Genomic DNA, 25920 nt, shown 5'->3' with positions numbered 1-25920 from the left:
CCTGCTCACCGCGGTGCGGGGACTCGCTGGGAGCAGCCGGGCACGGCGCGAGGGGCCGACGGACGGATCCCGTCGGCCCCTCGCGCCGTGCCGCGCGCGAGCTCAGGGGTGCTGCGCAGGGCGCACCGAGCGCTGCGCGGACTCCTCCTCCGGGCAGGCGGAGCCGAGCTCCGTCATGCCGTCGACGAGCCAGCGCACCATGTGGTCCGCGAAGGAGGCGCGGGGCAGGATCCGCCAGGTCTCCTCGCCGCTGCGCACGAGCACCACCGGGATGGTGCTCAGCAGCGTCGCCTCGGCTCGGCCGACGCCGAACTCGCGCGGGTGCAGGTCCAGCGCGACGCTCTTCTCGAGCACCTCGCGGGCGCCGGGGCCCTCCAGCACCAGCACGGTGCGGTTGGCGGAGAGGTCCACGGCCTGTCCGGGGACCCCCTCCTCCAGCGCCTCCTGGTAGGGCGCCTCGACGCCGGGCTCCTGCCGGCGGGAGACGTCCACGGCGAGGAACTCGTCCGGCGAGAGGCGCAGGACGTGCAGGCCGTCCAGGTCGCCGGTCACCTCGCCGTGCGCCGTCGGCAGCGGCACGCCCAGCACGGACTCGAGCGCCGTCGCGCCCTGCTCGCCGGGCACGGCCCGCAGGCCGATCTGCACGGCGAACTCGTGCTCGCGCAGGGTCACCGCGCGCGTCCCGGTGACGGCGGCCCCCTCCATCAGGTCGGTCAGATGGCGGGCGGGGGCCGCGCGCAGCGGCTCCAGGACGTCCATCGAGGTGGTCGGGGTGGTGCTGTCAGCCGTCACGGCGGGCTCCTTCGGGGTCGACGAGCACGGGAGAGGTGATGGTCAGGTCGATGATCCGGTCCCCCTGCGGGGAGCGGACCTTCTCGCCGATGCGACCGAGGCCGCCGTCGACCAGGGCGAGCGCGAACGGCTGGTCGAGAGCCGCCGAGAGGTACGAGGAGGAGACCCAGCCGATCATCGGCACGGGCCCGTCCTCGGGGGTGATCGGGGTGTCGGCGTCGACGATCTGAGCGCCCTCCTCGAGACGCGTGCTGCCGTCGTCGCTGAGCAGGCCGACGAGCTGGCGGCGGTCCTCGCGCACGGAGTCCGGGCGGTCCAGGGACCGCTTGCCCACGAAGTCCTTCTTCTTGGCGCCGATGATCCACGACATGTTCGCGTCCTGCGGGGTGATCGTGCCGTCGGTGTCCTGGCCGACGATGATCAGGCCCTTCTCGGCGCGCAGCACGTGCATGGTCTCGGTGCCGTAGACGACGATGCCGTACTCCTGGCCGGCCTCGTGCACGGCCTCCCACACGGACCGCCCGTAGAAGGCGTCGACGTTGATCTCGAAGGCGAGCTCGCCGGAGAACGAGATCCGCGGGATCCGGGCCGGGATGCCGCTGGCCAGGACCGTGTCGCGGAACTCCATGAACCCGAACGCCTCCTGGGAGACGTCGAGGTCGGGGGCGACCTTCGCGATCACGTCGCGGGAGCGGGGGCCGGCGACGGTGATCGTGGTCCACTGCTCGGTCACCGAGGTCATGGACACGTCAAGCTCCGGCCACTCCGTCTGGTGCCACTCCTCGAGGTGGTCGAGCACCAGGGCGGCGCCCGAGGTCGTGGTGGTCATGAAGAAGTGGTCCTCTGCCACGCGCAGCGTGACGCCGTCGTCCATGATCATGCCGTCGGGCCCGCACATCACGCCGTAGCGGCCCTTGCCCACCGGCAGCTTGAGGAAGCCGTTGGTGTACATGCGGTTGAGGAACCGCGCCGCATCCGCGCCGCGGATCTCGATCTTGCCGAGGGTGGTGCCGTCCATCATGCCGACGGAGTCGCGCACGCCGGCGCACTCGCGCAGCACCGCCGCGTCCATGTCCTCCCCGCCCTGCGGGAAGTATCGCGGTCGCTTCCACTGGCCCACGTCCTCCCAGACGGCGCCGTGCTCGAGGTGCCACTGGTGGATGGAGGTGATGCGGGCGGGGTCGAACATCTGCCCGCGGCGGCGTCCGGCGAGGGCGGCGAAGCTCACCGGGGCGTAGGGCGCCCGGTAGGTGGTGGTGCCGATTCCGCCGAGGTCCTCCTCCCCCAGCAGCACGCTCATCACGCCGATCGCGGCGACGCCGGAGGTCTTGCCCTGGTCGGCGCCGGTGCTGATCGAGGTAAAGCGCTTGACGTGCTCGACCGCGCGCATGCCCGCGCCCAGCGCGCGCAGCACGTCGCGCACGGTCTGGTCGCGCTGCAGGTCCACGAAGTGCTCGCGCCACTGCTCGGGGTCCTCGGTCGCCGCGGAGACGGGCCCGCTGTCCGGGGAGGGCACGAGCCACAGCGGCCGGGCCGGTGCCACGGGGGCAGACGCCTCGGCCCGCGGGGCCCTCGCCGTGACCGGGTGTCCGGCGGCGGTCGCGGCGGCGGCGCCGGCCTCGGCTCCCTGGGAGAGGGCGTCCGCGAGGTCGGCGGTGCCGAGCACGGAGCCGGCCAGGTGCTGGTCCTCGACCGAGGGGACGGCGACGAACGAGGTCAGTGCCTCGTCGTACTGGATCCGGCCCTGGCGCTGGGAGTGCAGGTGCACGAGCGGGGAGAGCCCGCCGGAGACGGCGAGGAGGTCCGCGGCGACGGTCTCGACCTCGCCGGCGATCTCGCCGTCGGCGCCCAGCGGCGCGATCTGCACCGCGGTGAGGCGGTCCCCGTCGCCGCCGCCGACGGTGTCCACGACGGACCAGCCGAAGCGGGCGTCGACGCCGGTCGCCTCGAGGACGGCCGCGGCGCGGGCGCTGGGCTCGGGGCGGGAGTCGAGCACGACGGGCAGGCGCACGCCCGCGTCGTACAGATCGGCGACGAGCTCCCAGGCGGAGTCGTTCGTGGTCAGCACCGCGACGTCCTCGCCCGCGGCGACGCCGAAGCGGTTGAGGTAGGTCTGCACGGCTGCGGCGAGCATGACGCCCGGGCGGTCGTTGTGCGCGAACACGACGGGGCGGTCCATCGCGCCGGGGGCGAGCACGACCTGCTTCGCGCGGAGGTGCCAGACGCGCTGGCGGGAGACGCCGGGGCGGCCGTCGTCCGCGCCCTCCGCGGGGAGTCCGAGGTGGTCGGTGCGCTTCTGCAGGGCGGTGATGTAGTTCGAGTCGTAGCTGCCGAAGACGTTCGTGCGCTCGAGCACGGTGACGTCCTCGGTGCGGCGCAGCTCGGCGACGGTCGCATCGACCCAGTCCATGGCGTCCTGGTCGTCGATCCGCAGGCCCCGCGAGGACAGCAGCGAGCCGCCGGCGAGGGGCTGCTCGTCCAGCAGCATGACGCGGGCGCCGGAGCGGGCGGCCTCGCGGGCGGCGGCGAGTCCGGCGGGGCCGGCGCCGACGACGAGCACGTCGGTGTGGACGTGCTTGTGGTCGTAGTAGGCGCGGTCCTCGCGCGGGTCGAGCGTGCCGAGCCCGCTGAGCAGGCTCGCCTCGAGCCCGTCGACGGCCTCGACCGCGGTGGCCGGGAGCATCGACTCGTCGGTCCCGTCCTCCCGTCGGTCGTGGACGGTGATCAGGGCGTTGGTCTCCTCGAGGCCGGCGGCCATGAGGCCGCGGGGGCGGGCGAGATAGATCGAGGGGGCCACGGTCAGGCGACCGGCGGCCAGCAGGGCGCTGGCGACGGTGTCGCCGGCGAGCGCGGGCAGCGTCTGGCCTTCGACCGTGAGGGTCAGGGGCCGTGCGGGGTCGACCCCGTGGGCGGGGCCGCGGCGGGGGGTCTGGTTCTCAGGCATGGTCGTCCTCGTTCCCGGTGCGAGCCTCACGGGCAGGGGTGGAGCCGTCGGCGGCGCTGCCGGCGGCGGAGGGGGCGGCGAGGGAGCCGTCGGTGCGTCCCTCGGTGGTGGCCATCGAGGCGAAGCGGTCCGGCTCGGCGGCGTCGGCCGGGACCTTCTCGGGGCCGGGCAGGTCGGGGCGCGGGGAGCCCATCGGGTAGATGCGCTCGAAGCGGTAGGTGCGGGTGTCGCGCAGGGCGTTGAACCACTTGCGGCAACCGGCCGAGTGCTGCCAGCGCTCGGCGAGGATGCCCTTGGTGTTGGCGCGGTAGAAGAGGTAGCGGGACCACTCGCGGTCGTCGAGGGCCGAGGGGTCCTCGGGGTAGGGCACGTGGGCCTCGCCGCCGTAGTGGAACTCGACCTCGTTGCGGGGCCCGCAGTGGGGGCAGTCGATGAGGAGCATGGTGGCCTCCTGGGGTCGTGGGGACGGGGCGCGGTCAGTGAGCGACGCCGGCGGCGCCGTGCTCGTCGATGAGGTGGCCCGTCTCGAAGCGGTCGAGGGTGAAGGGCGCGTTGATCTCGTGCGGCTCGTCGTGCGCGATCGTGTGCGCGAGGGCGAAGCCGGCGCCGGGGGTGGCCTTGAAGCCACCGGTGCCCCAGCCGCAGTTGACGTACAGCTGGTCCACCTCGGTCTTCGAGATGATCGGCGAGGCGTCGGCGGTGACGTCGACGATCCCACCCCAGGTGCGCAGCACGCGGGCCCGGGAGAAGATCGGGAACAGCTCCACGGCGGCGGCGAGCTGGTCCTCGACGACGTGGAAGGCGCCGCGCTGGCCGTAGCCGTTGTACTGGTCCACGCCCGCGCCCATCACGAGCTCGCCCTTGTGGGCCTGGGAGACGTAGACGTGCACGTGGTTGCTCATCACGACGGCGGGGTGGACCGGCTCGAACAGCTCGCTGACCAGGGCCTGGAGGGGCCGTGACTGGACGGGCAGGCGCACGCCGGCGGTCTCGGAGACCTCGGTGGAGTGTCCGGCCGCGGCGAGTGCGACCTTCCCGGCGTCGATCCGGCCGCGGGTCGTCTCGACGCCGACGGCGCGGCCGTTCTCGACGATGACGTCTGTGACCTCGCAGTTCTGGATGATGTGCACGCCCATCTCGTCGGCCTTGCGGGCGAGCGCCCAGGCGACGTGGTCGTGCTTGGCGATGCCGGCTCGGGGCTGGTAGGTGCCGCCGAGGACGGGGTAGCGGATGTCCTCGGAGATGTTGAGGATCGGCACGACCTCCTTGACCTGCTTCGGGTCCAGCCATTCGGCGTCCACGCCGTTGAGCTTGTTGGCGTTGACGCGGCGCACGGAGCCGCGCACGTCGCCGAGGGTGTGGTCGAGGTTGAGCACGCCGCGCTGGCTGAACAGGAAGTCGTACTCGAGCTCCTCGGGCAGCTGCTCCCACAGCTTCAGCGAGGCCTCGTAGATCATCGCCGACTCGTCCCAGAGGTAGTTCGAGCGGATGATCGTGGTGTTGCGGGCCATGTTGCCGCCGGCCAGCCAGCCGCGCTCGAGCACGGCGACGTTCGTGATGCCGTGGCGGGAGGCCAGGTAGTAGGCGGCCGCGAGGCCGTGGCCGCCGCCGCCGACGATCACGACGTCGTAGCCGGACCTCGGCTCGGGCGAGTGCCACAGGAAATCGGGATGCTCGGGAAGAAGGTCGGCCATGGAGGGTTCCTTCGCAGAAGGGGACGGGGCGCGCCGTCGCCGGCCGTGGGCCGGACGGAGCGTGTGTCGACCAGTCGACTGTGACTGATATATCACTGATCGCTCACTGTAGGGTGGGGCACATCCGGTGTCAATACCGGCCGCCCCGACGCTCAGGAGCAGAGATGACCACGCCCCTCGGCACCTCCCCCGCCTCGCTCGCCGAGCAGGCGTACCTGACCCTGCGCGACCGGCTGATCATGCTCGAGATCGCCCCGGGCGAGCCGCTCCAGGAGGGCCGGATCGCCGAGGGGCTCGGCGTGGGCCGAACCCCGGTGCGTGAGGCGATCAAGCACCTCGAGCTCGACCACCTCGTGGTCACCTATCCCCGCCGCGGCACCTTCGCCACCACGGTCGACATCACGGCGCTGGCGGCGATCACCCAGGTGCGCGCGGCGCTCGAGCCGGTCGCGGTCCGCGCCGCGACCACGAACCAGGATCCCTCGGCCCGCGCCGCCCTCGAGGAGTCGCTGCGCTCCCTCGACGCGCTCGAGGCCGAGCCCGAGACCGCGGGCCCGCGCCACGCCCTGCAGGTCGACGTCGGCGTGCACCGCGCGATCTACCGCGCCTGCGGGAACGTCTACCTCGCCGAGACGCTGCTGCGCCTGGACAACCTCTCCACCCGCATCTGGTGCGTGGCGATGCACCGCCTGCCGGGCCTGACCTCGCACGTCACCGAGCTGCGGGAGATGCTCGACGCGATGCTCGCGGGGGACGACGACCGCGCCGCCGAGCTCGTCGCGCAGCACGTCGCGGGGTTCGAGTCCTCCATCCGCACGGTGCTCTGAGGCGGGCCGACCTCCTTGACGTGACCCAGCCCACAGGGCATTCTGGCAACTCGGTTGTACTGAACGCAACGCGCACGCTCGCCGTCGCGCGCCCCTCCCCGCGTCGCGCTCCGAGCGGGCCGACGCCTCCGACCTCCCAACGGCGGGAGGAAGACAGGAGTCCCCATGTCCAGCACTTCCTCCCATGCGACCGCGGCCGCGGCCACACGGCTCGAGCGCGGCCAGGTCAGGCTGACGCTCAGCACCGTCGGCCTGGGCACCTTCATCGAGTGGTTCGAGTACGCCAGCTACGCCTATCTCGCCACCACCATCGCCCAGGTGTTCTTCCCGAGCACCGACCCGGGCATCGCGCTGATGCAGACCTTCGGCGTCTTCGCGCTGTCGTTCCTGGTCCGCCCCATCGGCGGGCTGTTCTGGGGCCACTTCGGCGACAAGATCGGTCCGAAGCGCACGCTCACCCTCACGATCGTGGGCATGGGGCTGGCGACCTTCGCCATCGGCGTGCTGCCCGGCTACGCCACGATCGGGCTCGCCGCCCCGATCCTGCTGCTCGCGGCCCGGATGCTGCAGAGCTTCTGCGCCGCGGGCGAGTACTCGGGCGCGGCGGTGCTGCTGGCCGAGCACGCACCGGCGCACAAGCGCGCCCGCTGGGTCTCGACCGTCCCGATCGCGACGTCGGCCGGCTTCCTCGGCGCGTCGGTGATGGCCTCGCTGCTGAACGGCCTGCTGCCCGAGGAGGCCGTGCAGGAGTGGGGTTGGAGGATCCCGTTCCTCGCCGCGGCGGTGCTCACGGTCGTGGTGCGCTGGATCCGCCGCAAGGTCTCCGACTCGCCGGTGCGCGCGCAGATGGAGCAGGAGGAGGCGGTCGCGACCGCGCCGCTGCTCGAGCTGATCAAGGGCCACTGGCCCTCGATGCTGCGGATGGTCTTCATCATGGCCGTGAACGCGAGCGGCTACTACCTGGTGCTCACCTACATGGCCACCTACATCGAGGTGGAGCTGGGGCTGACGGCCTTCCAGTCGAGTCTGATCCTCTCGCTCGCGCTGGTGCTCTACCTGCCGCTGATCTTCGTGGGCGCCTGGCTCTCGGACACCTTCGGCCGGCGTCGACTGCTGCTGATCAACGCGATCGGGTTCATCCTGCTGAGCTACCCGGCCTTCGTGCTGCTGGGGCAGTCCGGCTTCCTCGGCGTGCTGCTGATCCAGATCTCGCTGGTGGCGCTGTTCAGCCTCAACGACTCGACCTTCGCCGTCTACTTCGTCGAGGCGGTGCCGCCGCAGGTGCGCCTCTCCGGCTTCGCGATCCCCTTCAACTTCGGCAATGCGATCTTCGGCGGCACCGCGCCGTTCATCGCGACCTGGCTGATCTCGGTCACGGACAACTCGTACTCGCCGGCCTTCCTGATCATGGGGCTCTCGCTGCTCGGGCTGGTCGCGTTGATCCTCCAGGGCGACTCGTACGATCCGAAGGCCGCCCGGGAACAGGCCGCCCGCGAGGAGCAGGAGCAGCTCGCCGCCCCCTGAGCGCCCGACACGTCGCGTGGGCGGCTCACAGGTGCCGCGCGGCGCGCCGCGCCCCAGAACCCCCTTGACTGTGACCGCCGCCACGTGAACGCTTGGGCAACCAAGTTGCGGTCAACGCAACAGTGCAGGGGAATCAGTCCCGCGGACCGTCGAGCAATCGAGAACGATCGCCGTAGGCCCGGCCGCACCGACCATCCCGAGGGGTGTCCCATGACGACCACAGAGACGAACCATCCCGGCGCCGAGGACCCGTCCTCGCCCCCGGAGCCCGAGAACCGCGACGGTGCGGCGGAGACGCCCGAGGGCGCCTCCCGCGCCGATGAGCGCACGGTCGACCTCCCCCGCTTCCGCGGATTCCAGATCCCGGCGCTGGACCGCACGATCATCATGGTGCTGCCGCCGCTGCTGATCGTCGGCGTCGTCATCGCGGTGATCCTCGCACCCGACGCCTCCGCGAACCTCATCTCGAACCTGCGCTCCTTCGTCACCGGCGGATTCACCTGGTGGTTCGTGCTCTACTCGCTGATCGCCGTGGCGGTCTGCGTGTGGCTGTGCATCAGCCCGCTGGGCCGCATCCGCCTGGGCGGCCCGAAGGCCCGGCCGGCCCACGGCAACTTCGCCTGGTACTCGATGCTCTTCGCCTGCGGGCAGGGCGTGGGGCTGATCTTCTGGTCCCTCGCCGAGCCGATGATGCTGCGCGACGGCGCCCCGGTGGCCTCGGACATGGGCAACGCCGGCCAGTCCGGCATCATCTGGACCTACTTCCACTGGGGTCCCACCGCCTGGGCGATGTACTGCGTGGTCGCGATCTGCCTGGCCTACTCGCACCACAACCTCGGCAAGACCCTCACCTTCCGCGAGGCGACCGTCGACATCCTCCCCTCGGCCGTGCGCCGCCCCGCCGGCGTGGTCATCGAGCTGCTCGCGATCATCGCGACCGTGCTGGGACTGGCGACCTCCTTCGGCTTCGCGGCGATGCAGTTCTCCTCGGGCCTGAACGCCTTCACCGGGGTCGCCTCCGGCCCCCTGGTCTGGATGATCGTGATCGTCGTGCTCGGCACGCTCACGGCCGTCTCCGCCTTCATGGGCGTGAACAAGGGCATGAAGCGGATCAGCGAGCTGAACTCCGTGCTCAGCATCGTGCTGGTGGTCGGCGTGTTCGTCTTCGGGCCGACGATCTTCATCCTCTCGAACATGTTCCAGACCTTCGGCGGCTTATTCGCCTCCTTCCCGGCCATGAGCTTCTGGACCGAGGCCGAGGCCGCCGGCAGCGGAGCCCCCTGGGACGAGCTCTGGAACGGCCCGTGGACCGTGTTCATCTGGTGCTGGGTGATCGCGTTCTCGCCCTTCGTCGCCGGCTTCATCGCCCGGATCTCCCGCGGCCGCACGCTCCGCGAGTTCGTGCTCGGCGTGACGATCGTGCCCTCGCTGATCGTGATGGTGTGGACCGCGGTCATCGCCTCGGCCGGCATCCGCTACGACGACCAGAACGGCCTGGCGATCTCCGAGGCAGTGAACGATGACCTCTCGGTGGCGCTGTTCCGGATGCTGGAGATGGTGCCGGGCATCGGCATCCTCCTCATCATCATGGCGACCGTGCTGGTCGCGACCTACTACGTGACCAGCCTCGACTCCGGCACCTACGCGCTGGCGGAGTTCGTCTCGGCCCCCAAGAAGTCCGGCCCTGCCTTCCGTGTGGTGCTCGTGATCTCGATCGCGACCGTCGCGGCGGTGCTGCTGTCCCTCGGCGGCGCGGCCGTGGTGGACACCGTCCAGACCGGCACGATCATCGGCGCCTTCCCGTTCTCCTTCGTGATCATCCTGATGATCGCGAACCTGATCCGGCGACTGCGCAGCCGCAACGCCGCGGTCGTGCGGACCGAGCGTGAGATCAACGACCCCGAGCCCCGCCCCGAGGACGAGTTCGTCGACGAGGACGGGATCCCCGACCCCAAGCGCGGCGTCGGCGAGGGCACCTTCGTGCCCCCGCAGACGATCCGCCGGCACGACGACCGAAGGGATGACTACCGATGACAGAGCCCACCACGCCCGACCTCCCGTCGGCCGACGGGCCCGCCCGCACCGTGCGCCTGGCGACGATGACCGCCCGGGAGTACGAGGAGTGGGTGGACGGCGGGAGCGCCGTCGCGATCCTGCCCACCGGGGCGTTCGAGCAGCACGGCCCGCACCTGCCGCTGGGGACCGACGCGATCCTCTCCACGGCGGTCGCGACGGCGGCGGCGGAGCGGATCGGGGCGAAGGTGCTCGAGCCGTTCACGCTCGGGTACAAGTCCCAGCAGCGCTCGGGCGGTGGGAACCACCTGCCGGGCACGCTCAGCCTCGACGCCGATGCGCTCATCGCCCAGGCGCGCCAGCTGATCCGGGGCCTGCTCGCCCAGGGCGTGCGACACGTGGTGGTGCTCAACGGTCACTACGAGAACACGCAGTTCCTCTACGAGGGCGCGGACCTGGCGCTGCGCGACCTGGGCCTGACCCCGGGCGCGGAGCAGTCGGTGATGCTGCTGTCCTACTGGGACTACGTCTCCGCGCCGACGCTCGAGGTGGTCTACCCGGACGGGTTCCCCGGCTGGGACGTGGAGCACGGCGGGGTGCTGGAGACCGCGCTGCTGCTGCACCTGCGCCCGGAGCTGGTGCACATGGACCGCGCGGTGAGCCATCCGCCCGCCGCGCCGTACCGCTTCGACCGCCTGCCGGTCGTGCCCGGGCGGACGCCGGACACCGGCTGCCTCTCGGCGCCCGACGGCGCGAGCGCCGAGAAGGGCGAGCTGCTGTTCACGCAGACCGTCGCGGACCTCGCGGCGGAGCTGCGCACCGAGCTCAGGCTCTGACCTCCACGAGCCTCGCTCCGCGTCCACCTCGGGCAAGGGGCGGGGCTCGTCGTCCTCCGGGCGGCCGGGCGGCCCCGAAGACCCGTCGAGCTCGTCGGCCCCGTCGACCTCGTCCGCCCCGGCGGGGTCGATCATCCCGTCGGTCCCGTCTGCATCGCCGATCCCGCCGCCGCCCGCCCCACCATCACGGGTCAGCAACTTCCCCCCGAACCGCTTGACGTGACGCCCCTCACGCGCAACACTGGCGCAACACGGTTGCACTCAAGACAACCACCAAGGCCACGTACCGTTCCGTGCCCCGCCGAAGGAGACAATCATGACCGCGACCACCGCAACCTCCGTCAACGACCTCGAGCGCCTCAAGGTCCTCCACAACGGCGAGAAGCAGCAGCTGACCTTCTCCGACGCCGAGTTCGAGCGCCGCCTCAGCGGCCTGCGCAGGATCATGGCCGAGAAGAACCTCGAGGCCGTGATCCTCACCAGCTACCAGGGCATCAAGTACTACTCGGACTTCCTGTTCACGTACTTCGGCCGCTCCTACGGCATGGTCGTCACCGCCGACGACACCTGCACCATCACCGCGAACATCGACGCGGGCATGCCCTGGCGCACCAGCTACGGCGAGAACATCGTCTACACCGACTGGAACCGCGACAACTTCTACTACGCGCTCCAGCAGGCCCTCGCCCAGCGCGGGATCACCGACCCGAGGCGCCTGGGCATCGAGGACGACACCGTCACGCTGCAGATCCTCCGCCGCCTCCAGGACGCCTTCCCCGGCGCCGAGCTGGTCGACGTCTCCCAGGACGCGATGCGCCAGCGCATGATCAAGTCCGCCGAGGAGATCGCGGTGATCAAGGAGAGCGCGCGGATCGGCGACATCGGCGGCGAGGCGATCAGGAACGCCGTCCACGCCGGTGTGCAGGAGTTCGAGGTGGCGCTGGCCGGCACCGAGGCCATGACCCGCGAGATCGCGAAGACCTTCCCGCACCGCGAGGTGCGCGACACCTGGGTGTGGTTCCAGTCCGGCATCAACACCGACGGCGCCCACAACTGGGCCACCACGCGGAAGGTGCAGGAGCACGACATCCTGTCGCTGAACGCCTTCCCGATGCCCACCGGCTACTACACGGCCCTCGAGCGCACGCTGTTCTTCGGCGAGCCCGACGAGGAGTCTCTGCGCCTGTGGAACATCAACGTCGAGGTGCACCGCGCCGGCATCGCGCTGATCAAGCCCGGCGCCGTGTGCAAGGACATCGCCCATGAGCTGAACAAGATCTACATCGGCTACGGCCTGCTGCCGAACCGCACCTTCGGCTACGGCCACTCCTTCGGCGTCCTCTCGCACTACTACGGCCGCGAGGCCGGCCTGGAGCTGCGCGAGGACATCGACACGGTGCTCGAGCCGGGCATGGTCGTCTCGATGGAGCCGATGATCACCGTGCCCGAGGGCCAGCCCGGCGCGGGCGGCTACCGCGAGCACGACATCCTCGTGGTCGGCGAGGACGGCGCCGAGAACATCACGAAGTTCCCCTTCGGCCCGGAGCACAACATCATCCCGGCCTGATCAGGCACAGGGGACGCCGGCCGGCATCACCGCACCCGCGGACGATGCCGGCCGGCGTCCTCGTCCCCGGCGCCCACGAGGGCATGCACGCGCATCACGAGCCGGCGCTCGAGGAGATCTACCTGGTCCCCTCCGGCCGGGCCCGCATCCGCCAGGAGGGCGAGACGCATCTGCTGGGTCCCGGGGATGCGCTGCGCGCCCCGGCCGGCATCGAGCACGACCTGGCCTGCGAGGGCGACGAGCCGCTGCAGGTGCTCGTGGCATGGGGGCCGACGGGGCACTTCGACATGAGCGGCTTCGGCTCGTACCGCAAGGCCCTCGCCGCACGCGACGCCGAATCGGCCTCCCGCGACGAGCCCTCCACCGACACGGTCTCCCGCGGCGAGGCTCCTGGGGACGACAGCGCCGATAGGATTCGAGGATGACCAGCACCAACGAGCAGGAGCGCTCCGAGAGCGGCCGCGGCGCCTCCGTCATCGTCAACGTCCTGCGGATCATCCGCTGCTTCACCGTGGAGCATCCGCAGCAGGGCGTCACCGAGATCGCGGAGCAGGTCGGCCTGCACAAGTCGAGCGTCTCGCGGATCCTGTCGACCCTCGAGCAGGAGCGGGTGGTCGAGCGCGACGAGGCCTCCCGCCGCTACCGGCTGGGCCTGGGCCTGATCGCCGTGGCCGGGCCGCTGCTGGCGGAGCTCGACGTGCGCCGGGTCGCGCTCGAGGACCTGCAGGAGCTCGCCGAGCGCACCGGGGAGACCTCCGCGCTCGCGGTCTGGAACGGTGCGGCGTCGGTGACGGTGGAGCAGGTCCCGAGCCGCCATCAGATCAAGCACACCTCGGTGCTCGGCAGCCACTACCGCACGGCGCTGAGCTCGACCGTGCAGGTGCTCCTCGCAGCCCTCGAGCCCGCCGTAGCGGAGGCCCTGGTCGTTGCCGGCACGATCCGTCTCGAGGAGGGCTGGGAGACCGGCGACTACATGGAGCGGCTCGCCCGGGTGCGGGAGCAGGGGTACGCGCTCAACGACCGCGAGACCTCCGAGGACGAGGTCTCCCTCTCCGCGCCGGTGCGCGACCACCGCGGGGAGGTCGCCGGCGCCGTGCTCCTCGCGGCGCCCTTCTACCGCGCCGGGGCCGAGCAGCTCCCGGAGCTCGCCGCCCGGACCCGTGCCGCGGCCGATGCGATCTCGCGCCGGCTCGGCGCGGTGAGCCCGGGCTGAGGAGCCCCTCCCCCGTTCACAGCGGGTCGGCGACCGCCTCCTCGAGGTCGCGGGGTGCCCGCCCCAGGACCTCCTGGACGTGCCCGGAGACGAGATCGAGCTCGCCGTCGCGGATCGCGGTGTAGGTGCTGATCCACGCCTCGACCTGCCAGTCCGATGCGCCGTAGGGGGCACGGGAGGCGCGGGCCTCGGCCATCGACTCGTCGACGTACTCGTACTCCTCCCCCGTCGCGCGCGTCATCAGCAGCGCCGCCTCGGCGAGGCTGACCGCGACCGGGCCGGTCAGGTCCAGCGCCCGCCCGGCGTAGGGGGCGGGGTCGCGCAGGATCCGGGCGGCGACCTCGGCCACGTCGCGGCGGGCGATGAAGGCACAGCGTCCCGTGCCGCCCGGGCCGCGGATCACCCGGTCGTCGCCGGCGAAATCGAGCAGCACGTCGGCGTAGAAGCTGTCGCGCAGGAACGTCCAGGCCATCCCCGAGCCGCGCAGCATCTCCTCGGTCGCGCCATGGTCGCGGGCGAGGGTGAAGCCCGCGTCATCGGACGCGCCGAGGAAGGACGTGTAGACCACGTGCCGGACCCCGGCACGGGCGGCGGCGTCGATCGCGGTCCGGTGCTGGTCGAGCCGGTCCTCGGCCTCGCCGGCGGAGACCAGCAGCAGCGCGTCGGCCCCGTCGAAGGCGGCGGCGCAGGCGTCCGCGTCGCCGAACCCGGCCTGCGCCTGCTCGACGCCCTCGAGCGCGGGGAGGCGCTCGAGGCTCCGGCCGACCAGGCGCAGCGTGACCCCGGGCGCCCCGTGGAGCAGGCGGGCGACCTCGCCGCCCACCTTGCCGCTCGCCCCGGTGACCACGATGCGCATCAGAGCAGGCCCTTCTCCGTCAGCCAGCCGGTGGCGATGTCGGCGCTGGAGGCCTGGTCCACGACGCTCTGCCGGTTCAGCTCGACGAGGTCGTCGGCGCTGAGCTCGGCGATCACGCTCTCGATCGCCTCGGCCGCCTGCTCGTCGATCTTCTCGGAGACGACGGGGACCACGTTCTGCGGCAGGATCATCGACTCCGGGTCCTCGAGCACCACCAGGTCGTTCTCGGCGATGGAGGGATCGGCGCTGTAGATGTCGGCGAGCTGGACGTCCCCGTCCAGGAGGGCCTGGACGGTCAGCGGACCGCCGGAGTCCTCCACCGGCACCACGGCGATGTCCACGTCGTACACCGCCTTCGCGCCCTCGGGGCCGTAGGGCCGCGTCTCGAACTCGCTGTTCGCGGCGATCTTCAGGTCCTCCTCGACGCCGGCGAGGTCGCCGATCGCGCTGAGGGAGTGCGTGGAGGCGAAGTCGGAGGTGGTGGTGTACGAGTCCTGGTCGGAGGCCTCGGCGAAGGACAGCACGCGCAGCCCCTCCGGCAGGGCCTCCTCGAGGGAGGAGCGGATCTCCTCAGGGCTCGCGGAGCCCGCGTCGGACTCGTAGTGCTGCAGGAGGTTCCCGAGGTACTCGGGCAGCAGGTCCAGCGACCCGGCCTCGAGCTCGGGCATGTACACCTCGCGCTGGCCGATCTGGTACTGGCGGTCGACGGTGAAGCCCGCCTTCTCGAGCACCTGCGCGAACAGCTCGGCGATGATCTCGTTGGAGTAGTAGGCCTGGGAGCCGATGGCGAGCGTGCCCGCGGGGGCCTCGCCGCCGCCGTCGGAGCCGGCGGCGCCGGAGCCGCCGTCCTCCTCGAAGGGGTCGGAGCTGCCGCAGGCCGCGGCGCCGAGGGCGAGCCCGCCCGCGCCGAGGGCGCCCAGCAGGTGACGACGGGTGTTGTGGATGCTCATGAGGGTTCTCCTGGGAGGTGAGGTCGGACGGAGCGTGCGGCGGGGAGGGAACGGTCGGGGCTCATGCTGTCGCCGTCCCGCGCGGCGCGGTCGCGCGCTGGAGCAGCAGCAGGGCCAGGTCGAGCACGAGCGCGAGCACGATGACCAGCAGTGACCCGGCGATCATCTGCGGATAGTCCTGGGAGCCGAGGCCCTGGAAGATGTATCGGCCCAGGCCGCCGCTGCCCACATAGGCGGCGAGCATGGCGGTGGCGACGACCTGCACGGTCGCGCCGCGCACCCCGCCCACCAGCAGCGGCATCCCCAGCGGGAGCTCGACCCGGGTGAGGATCTGCCATTCGGTCATGCCCTGGGCGCGGGCGGCGTCGACTGTCGCTGGGTCTGCGGACTCGACGGCGGAGTAGGCCCCGGCGAGCAGCGATGGGATCGCGAGGATCACGAAGGAGAGCAGCGGCGCGGTGAGCCCGATCCCCACCAGCAGCGCGAACAGGGTCACCAGGCCCAGAGTGGGCAGGGCGCGGGCCGCGCCCGCGGCGCCGACGGCGAGGCCCTTGAACCGGCCGGTGTGGCCGACGTACAGCCCGACGGGCACGGCGATCAGCGCCGCGACCAGCACGCCGAGCGCGGTGTAGCCGAGGTGCTCGGCGGTGCGCAGGGGGATCCCGGACGGCCCGGTCCAGCGCACCGGGTCGGAGAGCCATTCGAGGGCGCCGGCGAAGGGGTTCTCGTTCACGGCCTGCCCTCCTTCCGCCCTCGGTGCCAGGGCATGAGCGCCCGGCCCAGCAGCACCAGCAGCGCATCGGTGAGCAGCGCGAGGGCGGCGGTCGCGACGACGCCGGCGGCGATCTCGGCGACGATCCCTCGCCGCACCCCGTCCACGAACAGCATCCCCAGGCTCGGCACGCCGAGCACACCGCCGACGGTGACCAGCGAGATCGTGCTGACCGCGACGACCCGCACCCCGCCCAGCAGCACCGGCCCGGCCAGCGGCAGCTCGACCTGCCAGAAGCGGGCGGCCGGGGCGAAGCCCTGGGCCGTCGCGGAGCCGAGCACATCGCGGGAGACGGAGCGGAAGCCGTCGGAGGCGGTGGGGACCATGAGCGCGAGGCCGTAGAGGGTCAGGGCGACGACGATGTTCAGCGGACTGCGCACGCCGGTGCCGATCAGGCCCGGCAGCAGCACGAACAGCGGCAGGGACGGGATCGCGTACATCAGCCCGGCGGTGGTGGTCACGCCGGTGCGCAGCCAGCCGCGGGAGTTCGCGAGCTTCGCCAGCGGCAGGGAGAGCGCGAAGGCGAGCAGGATCGGCGGCAGCGCCTGGACCAGGTGCGCGCCGGTGTATCCCGCGATCACGTCGAGGTTGTCGAGGACCCAGCTCACCGGGGCCGCTCCTGCCCGCGCTCGCCCTCGCGGCCCCCGTCGGCCCGATGCGAGCCGGTCCCGTCGGCCGCGGGGGCGCCGGCGAGCACCCCGGCGGCGCGCCCGTCCGCGTCGACGACGACGTCACGGCCGTCGACATGCTCGACGTGCAGGGTGCGGGCGCCGCGGTCGGCGCCGACGAAGCTGGCCACGAAGTCGTCGGCCGGGTCGGCGAGGATCTCCTGCGGGGTGCCGACCTGGGCGATCTGGCCGCCGGGGCGGAGGATCACGACGCGGTCGCCGATGCGGAAGGCCTCGTCGATGTCGTGGGTGACGAAGACGATCGTCTTGCGCAGATCGCGCTGGAGGCGCTGCAGCTCGCTCTGCAGCTCCTCGCGCACGATCGGGTCGACGGCGCCGAAGGGCTCGTCCATGAGCAGGATGTTCGGGTCGGCGGCGAGGCCGCGGGCGACGCCGACGCGCTGCTGCTGGCCGCCGGAGAGCTGGGCGGGATAGCGGGAGGCGAGCTCCGGGTCGAGACCCACGGTGTCCATGAGCTCGCGGGCCCGTTCACGCGCGGCGCCCTTCGCGGTGCCGCGCAGCACGGGGACGGTGGTGATGTTGTCCAGCACGGTGCGGTGGGGCAGCAGGCCCGAGGCCTGCATGACGTAGCCGATCGAGCGGCGCAGTCGCACCGGGTCCATCGCCGCGACGTCCTCGCCGTCGATCGTGACGCGTCCGGAGGTGGGGTCGACCATGCGGTTGATCATGCGCATCAGGGTGGTCTTGCCGGAGCCGGAGGTGCCCACGAGCGCGACCGCCTCGTGGGAGGCGATCTCGAGGGTGAAGTCCTCGACCGCGAGCGTGCCGCCCGGATACTCCTTGCGGACGTTCTCGAAACCGATCACGGGGCCTCCCAGGATGGTCGGGCCGACGAGCTGTCACTGCCGGAGGGACCAACCCTATCGAGTGACCCGACGCGCGGGGTCGTGCCAGGCCGATCGGTCCGCCGCGTTCAGACCCAGCGGCGGATTCTCCTCGACTCGGAGGCTGCCGCGGTGCACGGTCAGCGCCGCCCCCTGTGCGAGGGTCGCGAAACCCTCCTGCGGATAGCCGGTCGAGGAGATCAGCACCCGGTCGTGATCCGCCCGCCAGCGCAGGTCGTAGACCTCGCCCGGCTGGTCCTCGGGGGCCTGGGGCGGGTCGTGCTGGGCGAAGGCGACGAGCGTGCCGGGCGTGGTGAGCAGGCAGTTCAGCGACTCGGGCGGGCGGCCGAAGAGCTCCGTGGTCAGCGCGGTGAGCTCGGCGGCCGCGTGCTGGATCGCGAGCGCCCAGTCCGTCTGCCCCTCCCGCGGGGGGAGCTCGCCCGCCCAGGCGGTGATCAGCGAGAGGAACAGCTCGGAGTCGGTGGTGCCCAGCGGGGTGCGGCCGCCGCGGGCGAGGATCCGCTCGCGCAGCTCGTCGGAGAGGTCGAACTGGCCGTTGTGGCTGAAGGTCATCTCCCCTTCGACGAAGGGGTGGGTGTTCTCGGGGGTCAGCGCGAGGCCCACGCTCGCCCGACGCAGGTGCACCACGATCACCTCGCCGCGCGCCTCCGCGACCGCGTCCCCGTAGTCGTTCGAGGCGAGGGCGGTGTCGGTGCCGCGGCGCAGCAGCGGGAGCATCGGGGCGGGGTCGTCGCCCCCGTCGGCCCCCGTGCCCGCGGGATAGGAGGCCACGCCCCAGCCGTCCTTGTGCCGCTCGGAGAGCGCCGTGAACAGCGGCAGCTCGTCGGGCACCGCCTCGGGCAGCGGGAGCGCGCCGCGGGAGACGACGCCGAGCAGACGGCACATGGGAGAGGCCTTCCTGGAGGGGGCGAGGGCGGGGCGGCCGACGGGACAGCGGTCGCGCCGGTCGGCCGACGGGACGGCTCGAGGGACGGGACGAGACGGCCGACGGGACGAGCCGGTGCGGCCGGAGCCCGCCCCGCTGCGCTCAGCCCGCGGCGGCGCGGGCCTTCATCCGCGCGTCCAGCGCGAGCGCGATCCGGGTGAGCAGGAAGTTGATGACGATGTAGATCACCGAGACCACCAGGTACGTCTGCACCAGGTAGCGGGTGATCGACACGAGCGTCTTGCCCTGGAACTGCAGCTCGTTGTAGCTGACCACGTAGCCGAGGGTCGAGTCCTTCAGCAGCGTGACCAGGGCGAGGATGAGGCTCGGCAGCACCAGGCGCACCGCCTGCGGCAGGATCACCGAGGTCATCGCATCGCGGCGCGAGAGCCCGATCGCGGCGGCCGCCTCGTGCTGTCCGCGGTCCACGGCGTTGATCCCGGCGCGGAACACCTCGGCGGTGGTGGCGGAGGAGACCAGGATCATCGGGATCACCAGCATCCAGAACCGCGGGAAGGTCACGCCGAAGGCGGGCAGGGCCAGCAGGAATGCGTAGACCACCAGCAGCATCGGGATGCCGCGGTAGAACTCGATCCACACCGCGGCGAGCATGCTCAGCACCCGGAAGCGGGAGAGCCGCGCCAGGGCCAGCAGCAGGCCGAGCGGGAAGGCGACCACGGCGGCGAGCGCCGTGACCTTGAGGGTTCCCCACAGGCCCTGGCCGAGGAAGGCGAGGTAGTCCACCCGCAGGTAGACGATCCACTTGTTCTGGTCGAGCTGGCCGTTGGACTGGAACTGCCACAGCGCCCCCGCGAGCAGCGCCAGGATCGCGACCACGCTGAGGATCGACAGCAGCAGGATGCGCCGACGGCCCTTCGGGCCGGGCGCGTCGAAGAGGACCTGGGTGGCGGTGGACGACGTCGTGCTCATGGGCGCATCTCCTCCCGCTCGTTCCTCGCAGTTCGTCGACGCGCGATCATGCCTGGGCTCCTGCCGTCACGTCGAGCGCCTTGCTCGCGCGCGAGCGGTCGCGACCGCCCGGGGAGACGGCACGTTCGATCGCCCCGCCGATCGCCGCACCGCCGAGGGAGAGGACGAGATAGACGGCGCCGGCGATGAGGAACATCAGCACCGCCTGGGCGTAGCGGATGTTCAGCGTCTGCGTCACCCAGGTGACCTCCTGCACCGCGATCGCCGAGCACAGCGCCGAGCCGATCACGGTGCCGATGAACACGTTCACCAGCGGCTGCACCATCGAGCGGAACGCCTGCGGCAGCACCACGTAGCGCAGCGTGCCGAAGAACCCGAGCCCGATCGAGCGGGCCGCCTCCGCATGGCCGACGGGCACCGTGTTGATGCCCGAGCGCACGTTCTCGCACACGAACGCGGCCGACGAGAGGGTCAGTCCCAGCACGCCGCACCAGAAGTAGGGCAGGCGCAGCCCGACGTCCGGCAGGCCGAAGGAGATGAGGATCAGCAGGCTCAGCAGCGGGATGTTGCGGAAGATCTCGACGTACACGGTCGCCGCCCAGCGCAGCGGCGGGATCGGGCTGACCCGCGCCACCGCCATCACGGTGCCGACGACGAGCGCGAACACGTAGCCGAGCACGGTCAGTGCGACGGTCGTCCCGATGCCCTGCAGCAGCAGCGGGATGTTCTCGCGGATGGCGTCCATCAGGGGCCTCTCGGTGCGATCGGGGACGGGGGATCAGGGACGGCCGACGGGCCAGCGGCCCGTCCATCGGCCGGGCGGCTCAGCCGGTCAGGAGGGCAGCTCGCCGGGGACGGGCGGCTCAGGGGCCTCGGTGTCCATGACCTCGCCGATCGTGGCGGTCCACAGCTTCTCCCAGGCGCCGGAATCGATGATCTCCTGGAGGAACGCGTTGACGAAGTCGACCGCGCCCTCGGCGTCCTTCGCGAGGCCGACGCCGTAGGGGTCGTCGACGAAGGGCTCGCCGACGACGGTGACCTCGGGGTCCGCGGCGGAGTTGCCGAGCAGGACGCCCTGGTCGAGCACATAGGCGTCGGCCCGGCCCTGCTTGAGCGCGGCGACGCAGGACTCGTTGTCCGGGAGGGTCTGGACATCGCCGGGGTCGGTCACGAACTCCTCGATCGCCTGGATGCCGGTGGAGTTCGCCTGGGTGACGAGGTTCTTGCCGGTGAGGTCCTCGGGCCCGGCGACCGTCTCGGCGTCCTCGGTGCGCACCTGGATGGCGGTGCCGGAGAGGTAGTAGGGGCCGGCGAAGTCGATGACCTCGAGGCGCTCGGGGGTGATCGAGTAGGTCGCGATCACGCAGTCCACGGTCCCGTTCTGCACCAGGGTCTCGCGGGTCTCGACGGTGGTGTCGATGTACTCGACCTTCTCCTCGCCGCCCTCGCCGAGGATGTACTTCGCCAGCAGCTGGGTGATGCCCGCGTCGAAGCCGGTGGGCTGCCCGCCGGTGGTCGAGGCGAGGGAGAAGACCTGGTTGGCGACGGTGCCGCCGCGGATCAGCTGGTCCTTCTCCTTGATCGCGGCGGCCCAGGCGCTGCCGGCGATCGCGTCGTCGGCCGCGACGGGACCGGAGGCGATCACGTCGACGAAGGCCGAGCCCTCGCCGCCGCCGTCGGAGCCGCCGCCGAGGTCGGGGCCGTCACCGGTGTCGGAGGAGCAGGCGGCCAGTCCCACCAGGGGGAGGGCGGCCGCCGCGGCGACGACGGCCCGGCGGCGGGGGCGGAAGCTCGTGGGGTTCATGGATTTCTCCGGTTTCTGCGTGCGCTCCCGGCGGAGCGGGGGTCGGGGTGTGAGGGGGCGGAGGCGCGAGCGTCGGACTGCGCCGGGGTCAGTGCGCGAGGATCTTGGACAGGAAGGCCTTGGCGCGGTCGCTGCGCGGGGCGGTGAAGAACTGCTCGGGCTCGCCCTCCTCGACGATCTCGCCGGCGTCCATGTAGACCACGCGGTCGCAGACGTGGCGGGCGAAGCCCATCTCGTGGGTGACCACGAGCATCGTCATCCCTGCCTCGGCGAGCTCCGCCATGACGTCCAGGACCTCGTTGATCACCTCGGGGTCCAGGGCCGACGTCGGCTCGTCGAAGAGCAGCGCCTTGGGCTTCATCGCCAGTGCGCGGGCGATCGCCACACGCTGCTGCTGACCTCCGGACAGCGCCGTGGGCAGGGAGTTCGCCTTGTCGGCGAGGCCCACGCGCTCCAGCAGCTCCATCGCCTGCTGGTCCGCCTCGGCCTTGGGCACGCCGCGCACCTTGCGCGGGCCGAGGGTCACGTTGTCGATCGCCTTGAGGTGCGGGAAGAGGTTGAAGCTCTGGAACACCATGCCGACGTCGGCGCGCAGTCGGGTGAGCTCCCTTCCCTCCTCGGGCAGCCGCTCCCCGTCGATGGTGATCTCCCCGGCGCTGATGGTCTCCAGCCGGTTCAGGCAGCGGCACAGGGTCGACTTCCCGGAGCCGGAGGCGCCGATCAGGGCGACGACCTCGCCGCGGTGGATGTCGAGATCGATGCCCTTCAGCGCCTGGAAGTCGCCGAAGAGCTTGTCGACGCCGCGCACGGAGATCAGGGGCTCGCCGGTGCGGGGAGCCCCCGCGGGGCGGGTCGGGTCCTGCCCCGCGACGTCGGCGTCGGGCGGCGTGGTGCGCTCGTTCATGCTCCGAGAATGCTTCCCCCGGCGACATCTGTCCACATGAGGGGAGCGCTGACCGGATGTCGGGATGCATTCGTGACCGTTCCGGGACCGTCTGCTGGACCTCTTCCGCGGCTCCTTCGCCCGCTCCGGGCCCGTCTGCCCGCGCTGCGGCTGCGTTTCACCACGCCGCAGCTGCGGGCGACCGCCCTGTCGGTCACCCGACCCGGACTGCTCTGCCCGACGCGGCCCAGCCCGACCCGACCCGACCCGACCCGACCCGACCCGACCCGTCGCAGGCTGCCTTGCCCGGCCCGACGCAGACTGCCCGGCCACAGCCCGCGGAATCCCCACTCGATGGCCGCAGACCGGGCTCGGGGCGAGGCCCGGCCCGTCCGACGTGATCGAGTGCTGCATGTGGACCGTCGCCGGGCCCTGGTGGCGGTCCATATGCAGCACTCGGTGCGGGCAGCGCCGCTTCCGGGCGGCGTGATGACCTGGGCGGGCAGATCCGCCTGCCCGGCCCCGGGGCCCGTCAGCCCTGGTACTTGCCCTGGTAGACGGAGTCGAAGGGGGTGTGGCCCTTCTGGCGGTTCTCGATGGAGCTGGTGACCACGGCTTTCGCGGTGCGGGCGGCCTCGAGCGGGGTGGCGCCCTTGGCGAGCTCGGCGGTGACGGCGGCGGCCAGGGTGCAGCCGGCGCCGTTCACGCGCTCCTGGCCGACCTTCGGGCTGCGCAGCTCGACGGTCTGCTCGCCGTCGTGGAACACGTCCACCGCGTCCTCGCCCTCGAGCACGACCCCGCCCTTGGCCAGCACGATCACGTCGAAGGTCTCGTGGATCCGCTTCGCGGCCTCGGCGAGGTCCTCGACGGTCTCGATGCTCTCCATGCCGGACAGCGCCAGGGTCTCGAAGTGGTTGGGGGTGACGAAGGTGGCCAGCGGCAGGATCTTCGCCTTCAGCGCGTCGTCGGTGTCCTGGGCGAAGCCACCCTCGTTGCCCTTGCAGATCAGCACCGGGTCGAGCACGACGTTGGTGAAGGACCGTTCGGCGAGCGCCCCGGCGACGGTCTCGATCGTGGCGGGGGTGCCGAGCATGCCGATCTTCGTGGTGTCGATGTCGTGCACCGCGGTGCTCGCCTCGATCTGGTCGAGGATCAGCTGCGGCTCGAGCGGCACGAAGCGGTGGCTCCAGTCGTTCTTCGGGTCGAAGGAGACGATGCAGGTCAGCGCCGCAGCGCCGAAGGTGCCGAGCTGGTGGAAGGTCTTGATGTCCGCCTGGGCACCGGCACCTCCGGAGGCCTCGGAGCCGGCGATGGTCAGGGCGACGTGAGTCATGGGGGCCTTTCTCGTGGTGTGTGCGTCGGCGTCGCCGGGGCGGTCCGCGGCGCGGGGGCCGACGGGCTCCGCCTCGTGACGGGTGCCGTCCGGGGACGGGCGCCGTCGGGCGACGTGACCGCGCGCTCCCAGGGCCGGCGCACCCCTCGGGGGCGCCTCCCGTCGCAGCGGTCGGTGCCGCGCGCTCCCAGGGCCGGGCGCCGCGTGCGGCGCCGCCGACCCGTCGCTGCGGCAGGTCCACGATGGTACCGGGTCCGGTACAGTGCCGGGCGTGCTGTCGCCGGACGAGACGACGGGGCGCAGCGCTCCGTCCACCACGCTCCGCGGCTTCTCCCTGTCCGAGGGCGGGACGGCCGAGCACTCCCCCGCGACGTCGGCCGGGACCCGCCGCACCCTCCGTGGCCACGCCGGCGCGCTCGTCGACGATCACCTCCGCTCGACGCTGAAGTTCCTGGTCGTCGGCGGACTGGTGTTCCTGCTGGACGCCGCGATGTACAACCTGCTGGTGTTCTGGCATCCCACGCAGGGCTGGGGCGAGGGCCTCATGCACGGCAGCCCGCTCACGGCGAAGGTGCTCACGATCGCGGTCGCCTCGTGCCTGACCTATCTGGGCAACCGGCTGTGGACCTTCGGGGATCGGCCCCGCCCGGACACGACCCGCTCGATCATGCTGTTCATCCTGGTCAACGTGATCGCGACGGGGCTGCAGCTCGCCTGCCTTGCCTTCTCGCGGTACGTGCTGGGACTGGACTCACCGCTCGCGGACAACATCTCCGGCACCTTCATCGGCCAGATCGTCTCGACCTCGTTCCGCTACGTCACCTACGGGCGGCTGGTCTTCCCCCGCCGCTGAGCATCGGGCCGCTCGGCCCCGCCGCTGACGTCTCGTCCCGCTCGGTTCCGCCGATGCGGCCCGGCCCCTCGGCTCCTCCCCTCCCCACGGCCAGGCCAGGTTTTGTACCCCCGGCGACTCATGCGCGCGCCGACATGAGTCGCCACGGGCACAGAACGTCACTGCCCTGGGCGCTTGCGCGGCGCGCATGCCTGGTGCGAGCGCACAGTCACGACGCCCTGCGAGCATGCGCAGTCAGCACGCCGGGTGCCCATGCACCGCGATCGCCGCCGTACGGCTCCGCAGCTCTGAGAGACTCGGACCCATGAACTCCTCCGGTCCCTGGACCCGTGCCGCCGCCGCTGCCGGCCTGCTCGTGGGCGGGCAGGCACAACCCACCGTGTTCGCGCAGATGTCGGCGAAGGCCGCCGCCCACGACGCGCTGAACCTCGGGCAGGGCTATCCCGACGACGACCCGCCCGCGCTGGTCGCCGAGGCGGCGATCGACGCGATCCGGCGCGGCCGCAACCAGTACCCGCCGGGTGCGGGCGAGGCGGAGCTTCGCGAGGCCGTGGCCGAGCACCAGGCGAGCTGGTACGGATTGCGCTGGGATCCCGCCACGGAGGTGCTGGTCACGACCGGGGCGACGGAGGCGCTGGCCGCGACGATCCTGGCGCTGGTCGAGCCGGGCGACGAGGTGATCACGCTCGAGCCGTTCTACGACCAGTACGCGGCGCTGATCGCGCTGGCGGGCGGCGTGCACCGCACCGTCCCGATCACCTCCCGGCCGGGCTCCGCCACAGACACCGGCTCGGCGGCCGACGACGGGGACCTGGTGCTGGACGTGGACCGGGACGCGCTGCGCGCGGCGTTCTCCGAGCGCACCCGCCTGGTGCTCGTGAACACGCCGCACAACCCCACCGGTCTGATGCTGTGGGTGGAGGCGCTGCAGGCGATCGTCGAGGAGGCGGAGCGGCACGATGCGCTGATCGTCACCGACGAGGTCTACGAGCACCTCACCTTCGGCCCCGCCCATCTGCCGCCGGCGACGCTGCCCGGGGCGCAGGACCGCACGATCTCGATCTCCTCGGCGGGCAAGACCTTCGCCGTGACCGGGTGGAAGATCGGCTGGATCACGGCGCGGCCCGAGCTGATCACGGCGATCACCGGGGTCAAGCAGTGGCTGACCTACGCCTCGGGCGCTCCCTTCCAGCCCGCGGTCGCCGCCGGGCTGCGTCTGGATCCGACGGTCTTCCACGACCTCGCCGCCGACCTGCGCGCTCGGCGCGACCTGCTCACCGACGGGCTGCGCCGGATCGGCTTCCGGGTGAGCGTGCCGGAGGCCGGATACTTCACCGTCGCCGACGCGGGCCCGCTCGGCGAGCGCGACGCCCGCGCCCTGGCCGAGCGCCTCCCCGAGGAGGCCGGGGTGGTCGCGATACCGCTGTCGGCCTTCTACCGCGACGGCGAGGCGGGCGACGCCTCCTCGCACCTGCGGCTCGCCTTCTGCAAGTCGCGCGCGACGATCGAGCAGGCGCTGGAGCGGCTCGAGAGCTGGGCGGCGCCCCGCCGCTGAGTGGTCGACGGCCCGGTGGGTCGACGCCGCCGACCCGGTCGCGCTCCGCGTCCTCCGGGGAGACGATCTCGATCTTGTAGCCGAGCTCGTTGCCGAGCAGCTCGAAGGTGTCCTC

Annotated in this window: 24 protein-coding genes; 9 read left to right on the top strand and 15 right to left on the bottom strand. The window is 72.0% G+C overall.

Annotated elements, in window-relative coordinates; all coding sequences use genetic code 11:
• Positions 1-102: 102 nt before the first annotated feature.
• From L3K22_RS13395 to L3K22_RS13380, 4 genes are read right to left on the bottom strand one after another with little or no spacing between them, the layout of a single operon-like run.
• The gene (locus L3K22_RS13395) at positions 103-792 is read right to left on the bottom strand and encodes a sarcosine oxidase subunit gamma (RefSeq protein ID WP_263311817.1); all 690 of its coding nucleotides are present in this window, start codon (positions 790-792) and stop codon (positions 103-105) included.
• A complete protein-coding gene (locus L3K22_RS13390; protein ID WP_263311816.1) occupies positions 782-3736 on the bottom strand; it encodes an FAD-dependent oxidoreductase in 2955 nt (984 codons plus the stop codon). The genes L3K22_RS13395 and L3K22_RS13390 overlap by 11 nt, the downstream gene beginning before the upstream one ends.
• Entirely contained in the window at positions 3729-4178 is a 450-nt protein-coding gene (locus L3K22_RS13385) for a sarcosine oxidase subunit delta (protein WP_263311815.1), read from the bottom strand. The genes L3K22_RS13390 and L3K22_RS13385 overlap by 8 nt, the downstream gene beginning before the upstream one ends.
• Before the next feature lie 34 nt (positions 4179-4212).
• Positions 4213-5430, bottom strand: a complete 1218-nt coding sequence (locus L3K22_RS13380) for a sarcosine oxidase subunit beta family protein (RefSeq protein WP_263311814.1) — start codon at positions 5428-5430, stop codon at positions 4213-4215.
• Between the two features lie 164 nt (positions 5431-5594).
• On the opposite strand from L3K22_RS13380, the gene L3K22_RS13375 reads away from it, so the two are divergent.
• The 7 genes from L3K22_RS13375 (at position 5595) to L3K22_RS13345 (ending at position 13410) form a co-directional block, all read left to right on the top strand.
• Positions 5595-6257 carry a GntR family transcriptional regulator gene (locus L3K22_RS13375; RefSeq protein WP_263311813.1) on the top strand — a complete coding sequence of 221 codons (663 nt, stop codon included), beginning with the start codon at positions 5595-5597 and terminating at the stop codon, positions 6255-6257.
• A 165-nt stretch (positions 6258-6422) separates the two neighbouring features.
• A complete protein-coding gene (locus L3K22_RS13370; RefSeq protein WP_263311812.1) occupies positions 6423-7781 on the top strand; it encodes an MFS transporter in 1359 nt (452 codons plus the stop codon).
• A 210-nt stretch (positions 7782-7991) separates the two neighbouring features.
• The gene (locus L3K22_RS13365) at positions 7992-9815 is read left to right on the top strand and encodes a BCCT family transporter (protein ID WP_263311811.1); all 1824 of its coding nucleotides are present in this window, start codon (positions 7992-7994) and stop codon (positions 9813-9815) included.
• Positions 9812-10630, top strand: a complete 819-nt coding sequence (locus tag L3K22_RS13360) for a creatininase (protein WP_263311810.1) — start codon at positions 9812-9814, stop codon at positions 10628-10630. The genes L3K22_RS13365 and L3K22_RS13360 overlap by 4 nt, the downstream gene beginning before the upstream one ends.
• Positions 10631-10946: 316 nt before the next feature.
• The gene (locus L3K22_RS13355; protein WP_263311809.1) at positions 10947-12197 is read left to right on the top strand and encodes an aminopeptidase P family protein; all 1251 of its coding nucleotides are present in this window, start codon (positions 10947-10949) and stop codon (positions 12195-12197) included.
• Positions 12198-12241: 44 nt separating this feature from the next.
• Positions 12242-12622, top strand: a complete 381-nt coding sequence (locus L3K22_RS13350; protein WP_263311808.1) for a cupin domain-containing protein — start codon at positions 12242-12244, stop codon at positions 12620-12622.
• Positions 12619-13410, top strand: coding sequence for an IclR family transcriptional regulator (locus tag L3K22_RS13345; RefSeq protein ID WP_263311807.1), 792 nt, complete (start codon positions 12619-12621; stop codon positions 13408-13410). The genes L3K22_RS13350 and L3K22_RS13345 overlap by 4 nt, the downstream gene beginning before the upstream one ends.
• Positions 13411-13426: 16 nt before the next feature.
• On the opposite strand, the gene L3K22_RS13340 is transcribed toward L3K22_RS13345, so the two are convergent.
• The 11 genes from L3K22_RS13340 to L3K22_RS13290 form a co-directional block, all read right to left on the bottom strand.
• Positions 13427-14266 (bottom strand): SDR family oxidoreductase, encoded by an 840-nt coding sequence (locus L3K22_RS13340; protein ID WP_263311806.1) that lies wholly within the window; start codon positions 14264-14266, stop codon positions 13427-13429.
• A complete protein-coding gene (locus tag L3K22_RS13335; protein ID WP_263311805.1) occupies positions 14266-15216 on the bottom strand; it encodes an ABC transporter substrate-binding protein in 951 nt (316 codons plus the stop codon). Before L3K22_RS13335 ends, L3K22_RS13340 begins: the two co-directional genes overlap by 1 nt.
• Positions 15217-15277: 61 nt before the next feature.
• Positions 15278-15949, bottom strand: a complete 672-nt coding sequence (locus tag L3K22_RS13330; protein ID WP_263311804.1) for an ABC transporter permease — start codon at positions 15947-15949, stop codon at positions 15278-15280.
• Positions 15946-16596, bottom strand: coding sequence for an ABC transporter permease (locus L3K22_RS13325; RefSeq protein WP_263311803.1), 651 nt, complete (start codon positions 16594-16596; stop codon positions 15946-15948). The genes L3K22_RS13330 and L3K22_RS13325 overlap by 4 nt, the downstream gene beginning before the upstream one ends.
• On the bottom strand, positions 16593-17483 hold the full coding sequence (locus L3K22_RS13320) for an ABC transporter ATP-binding protein (protein WP_263311802.1): 891 nt from the start codon (positions 17481-17483) through the stop codon (positions 16593-16595). Before L3K22_RS13320 ends, L3K22_RS13325 begins: the two co-directional genes overlap by 4 nt.
• Positions 17484-17537: 54 nt before the next feature.
• Complete coding sequence (locus L3K22_RS13315; protein WP_263311801.1) at positions 17538-18407, bottom strand: class II glutamine amidotransferase; 870 nt, start codon at positions 18405-18407, stop codon at positions 17538-17540.
• A 142-nt stretch (positions 18408-18549) separates the two neighbouring features.
• Complete coding sequence (locus L3K22_RS13310) at positions 18550-19377, bottom strand: amino acid ABC transporter permease (RefSeq protein WP_263311800.1); 828 nt, start codon at positions 19375-19377, stop codon at positions 18550-18552.
• A gap of 46 nt (positions 19378-19423) precedes the next feature.
• A complete protein-coding gene (locus L3K22_RS13305; RefSeq protein ID WP_263311799.1) occupies positions 19424-20122 on the bottom strand; it encodes an amino acid ABC transporter permease in 699 nt (232 codons plus the stop codon).
• Between the two features lie 87 nt (positions 20123-20209).
• Positions 20210-21181, bottom strand: coding sequence for a glutamate ABC transporter substrate-binding protein (locus L3K22_RS13300; protein WP_263311798.1), 972 nt, complete (start codon positions 21179-21181; stop codon positions 20210-20212).
• Between the two features lie 88 nt (positions 21182-21269).
• Positions 21270-22085 (bottom strand): amino acid ABC transporter ATP-binding protein, encoded by an 816-nt coding sequence (locus tag L3K22_RS13295; protein WP_308445943.1) that lies wholly within the window; start codon positions 22083-22085, stop codon positions 21270-21272.
• Positions 22086-22596: 511 nt separating this feature from the next.
• Positions 22597-23397 carry a hydroxymethylpyrimidine/phosphomethylpyrimidine kinase gene (locus L3K22_RS13290; protein WP_263311797.1) on the bottom strand — a complete coding sequence of 267 codons (801 nt, stop codon included), beginning with the start codon at positions 23395-23397 and terminating at the stop codon, positions 22597-22599.
• A 271-nt stretch (positions 23398-23668) separates the two neighbouring features.
• On the opposite strand from L3K22_RS13290, the gene L3K22_RS13285 reads away from it, so the two are divergent.
• Positions 23669-24250 carry a GtrA family protein gene (locus tag L3K22_RS13285; protein ID WP_263311796.1) on the top strand — a complete coding sequence of 194 codons (582 nt, stop codon included), beginning with the start codon at positions 23669-23671 and terminating at the stop codon, positions 24248-24250.
• Positions 24251-24554: 304 nt separating this feature from the next.
• Entirely contained in the window at positions 24555-25805 is a 1251-nt protein-coding gene (locus L3K22_RS13280) for an aminotransferase class I/II-fold pyridoxal phosphate-dependent enzyme (protein WP_263311795.1), read from the top strand.
• Positions 25806-25920 lie beyond the last annotated feature (115 nt).

The sequence above is a fragment of the Brachybacterium atlanticum genome, from assembly GCF_025669985.1.
In the GTDB taxonomy this organism is placed as follows: Bacteria; Actinomycetota; Actinomycetes; order Actinomycetales; family Dermabacteraceae; genus Brachybacterium; species Brachybacterium conglomeratum.
This window is presented reverse-complemented; position numbering and strand designations above follow the sequence as displayed.

What these genes read in the sequence shown, in the direction of transcription:
- L3K22_RS13390 (WP_263311816.1), bottom strand. Translation starts at nt 3,736, where the DNA reads ATGCCTGAGAACCAGACCCCCCGCCGCGGCCCCGCCCACGGGGTCGAC.
- L3K22_RS13385 (WP_263311815.1), bottom strand. Translation starts at nt 4,178, where the DNA reads ATGCTCCTCATCGACTGCCCCCACTGCGGGCCCCGCAACGAGGTCGAG.
- L3K22_RS13380 (WP_263311814.1), bottom strand. Translation starts at nt 5,430, where the DNA reads ATGGCCGACCTTCTTCCCGAGCATCCCGATTTCCTGTGGCACTCGCCC.
- L3K22_RS13375 (WP_263311813.1), top strand. Translation starts at nt 5,595, where the DNA reads ATGACCACGCCCCTCGGCACCTCCCCCGCCTCGCTCGCCGAGCAGGCG.
- L3K22_RS13370 (WP_263311812.1), top strand. Translation starts at nt 6,423, where the DNA reads ATGTCCAGCACTTCCTCCCATGCGACCGCGGCCGCGGCCACACGGCTC.
- L3K22_RS13365 (WP_263311811.1), top strand. Translation starts at nt 7,992, where the DNA reads ATGACGACCACAGAGACGAACCATCCCGGCGCCGAGGACCCGTCCTCG.
- L3K22_RS13360 (WP_263311810.1), top strand. Translation starts at nt 9,812, where the DNA reads ATGACAGAGCCCACCACGCCCGACCTCCCGTCGGCCGACGGGCCCGCC.
- L3K22_RS13355 (WP_263311809.1), top strand. Translation starts at nt 10,947, where the DNA reads ATGACCGCGACCACCGCAACCTCCGTCAACGACCTCGAGCGCCTCAAG.
- L3K22_RS13350 (WP_263311808.1), top strand. Translation starts at nt 12,242, where the DNA reads ATGCCGGCCGGCGTCCTCGTCCCCGGCGCCCACGAGGGCATGCACGCG.
- L3K22_RS13345 (WP_263311807.1), top strand. Translation starts at nt 12,619, where the DNA reads ATGACCAGCACCAACGAGCAGGAGCGCTCCGAGAGCGGCCGCGGCGCC.
- L3K22_RS13340 (WP_263311806.1), bottom strand. Translation starts at nt 14,266, where the DNA reads ATGCGCATCGTGGTCACCGGGGCGAGCGGCAAGGTGGGCGGCGAGGTC.
- L3K22_RS13335 (WP_263311805.1), bottom strand. Translation starts at nt 15,216, where the DNA reads ATGAGCATCCACAACACCCGTCGTCACCTGCTGGGCGCCCTCGGCGCG.
- L3K22_RS13315 (WP_263311801.1), bottom strand. Translation starts at nt 18,407, where the DNA reads ATGTGCCGTCTGCTCGGCGTCGTCTCCCGCGGCGCGCTCCCGCTGCCC.
- L3K22_RS13310 (WP_263311800.1), bottom strand. Translation starts at nt 19,377, where the DNA reads ATGAGCACGACGTCGTCCACCGCCACCCAGGTCCTCTTCGACGCGCCC.
- L3K22_RS13305 (WP_263311799.1), bottom strand. Translation starts at nt 20,122, where the DNA reads ATGGACGCCATCCGCGAGAACATCCCGCTGCTGCTGCAGGGCATCGGG.
- L3K22_RS13300 (WP_263311798.1), bottom strand. Translation starts at nt 21,181, where the DNA reads ATGAACCCCACGAGCTTCCGCCCCCGCCGCCGGGCCGTCGTCGCCGCG.
- L3K22_RS13295 (WP_308445943.1), bottom strand. Translation starts at nt 22,085, where the DNA reads ATGAACGAGCGCACCACGCCGCCCGACGCCGACGTCGCGGGGCAGGAC.
- L3K22_RS13290 (WP_263311797.1), bottom strand. Translation starts at nt 23,397, where the DNA reads ATGACTCACGTCGCCCTGACCATCGCCGGCTCCGAGGCCTCCGGAGGT.
- L3K22_RS13280 (WP_263311795.1), top strand. Translation starts at nt 24,555, where the DNA reads ATGAACTCCTCCGGTCCCTGGACCCGTGCCGCCGCCGCTGCCGGCCTG.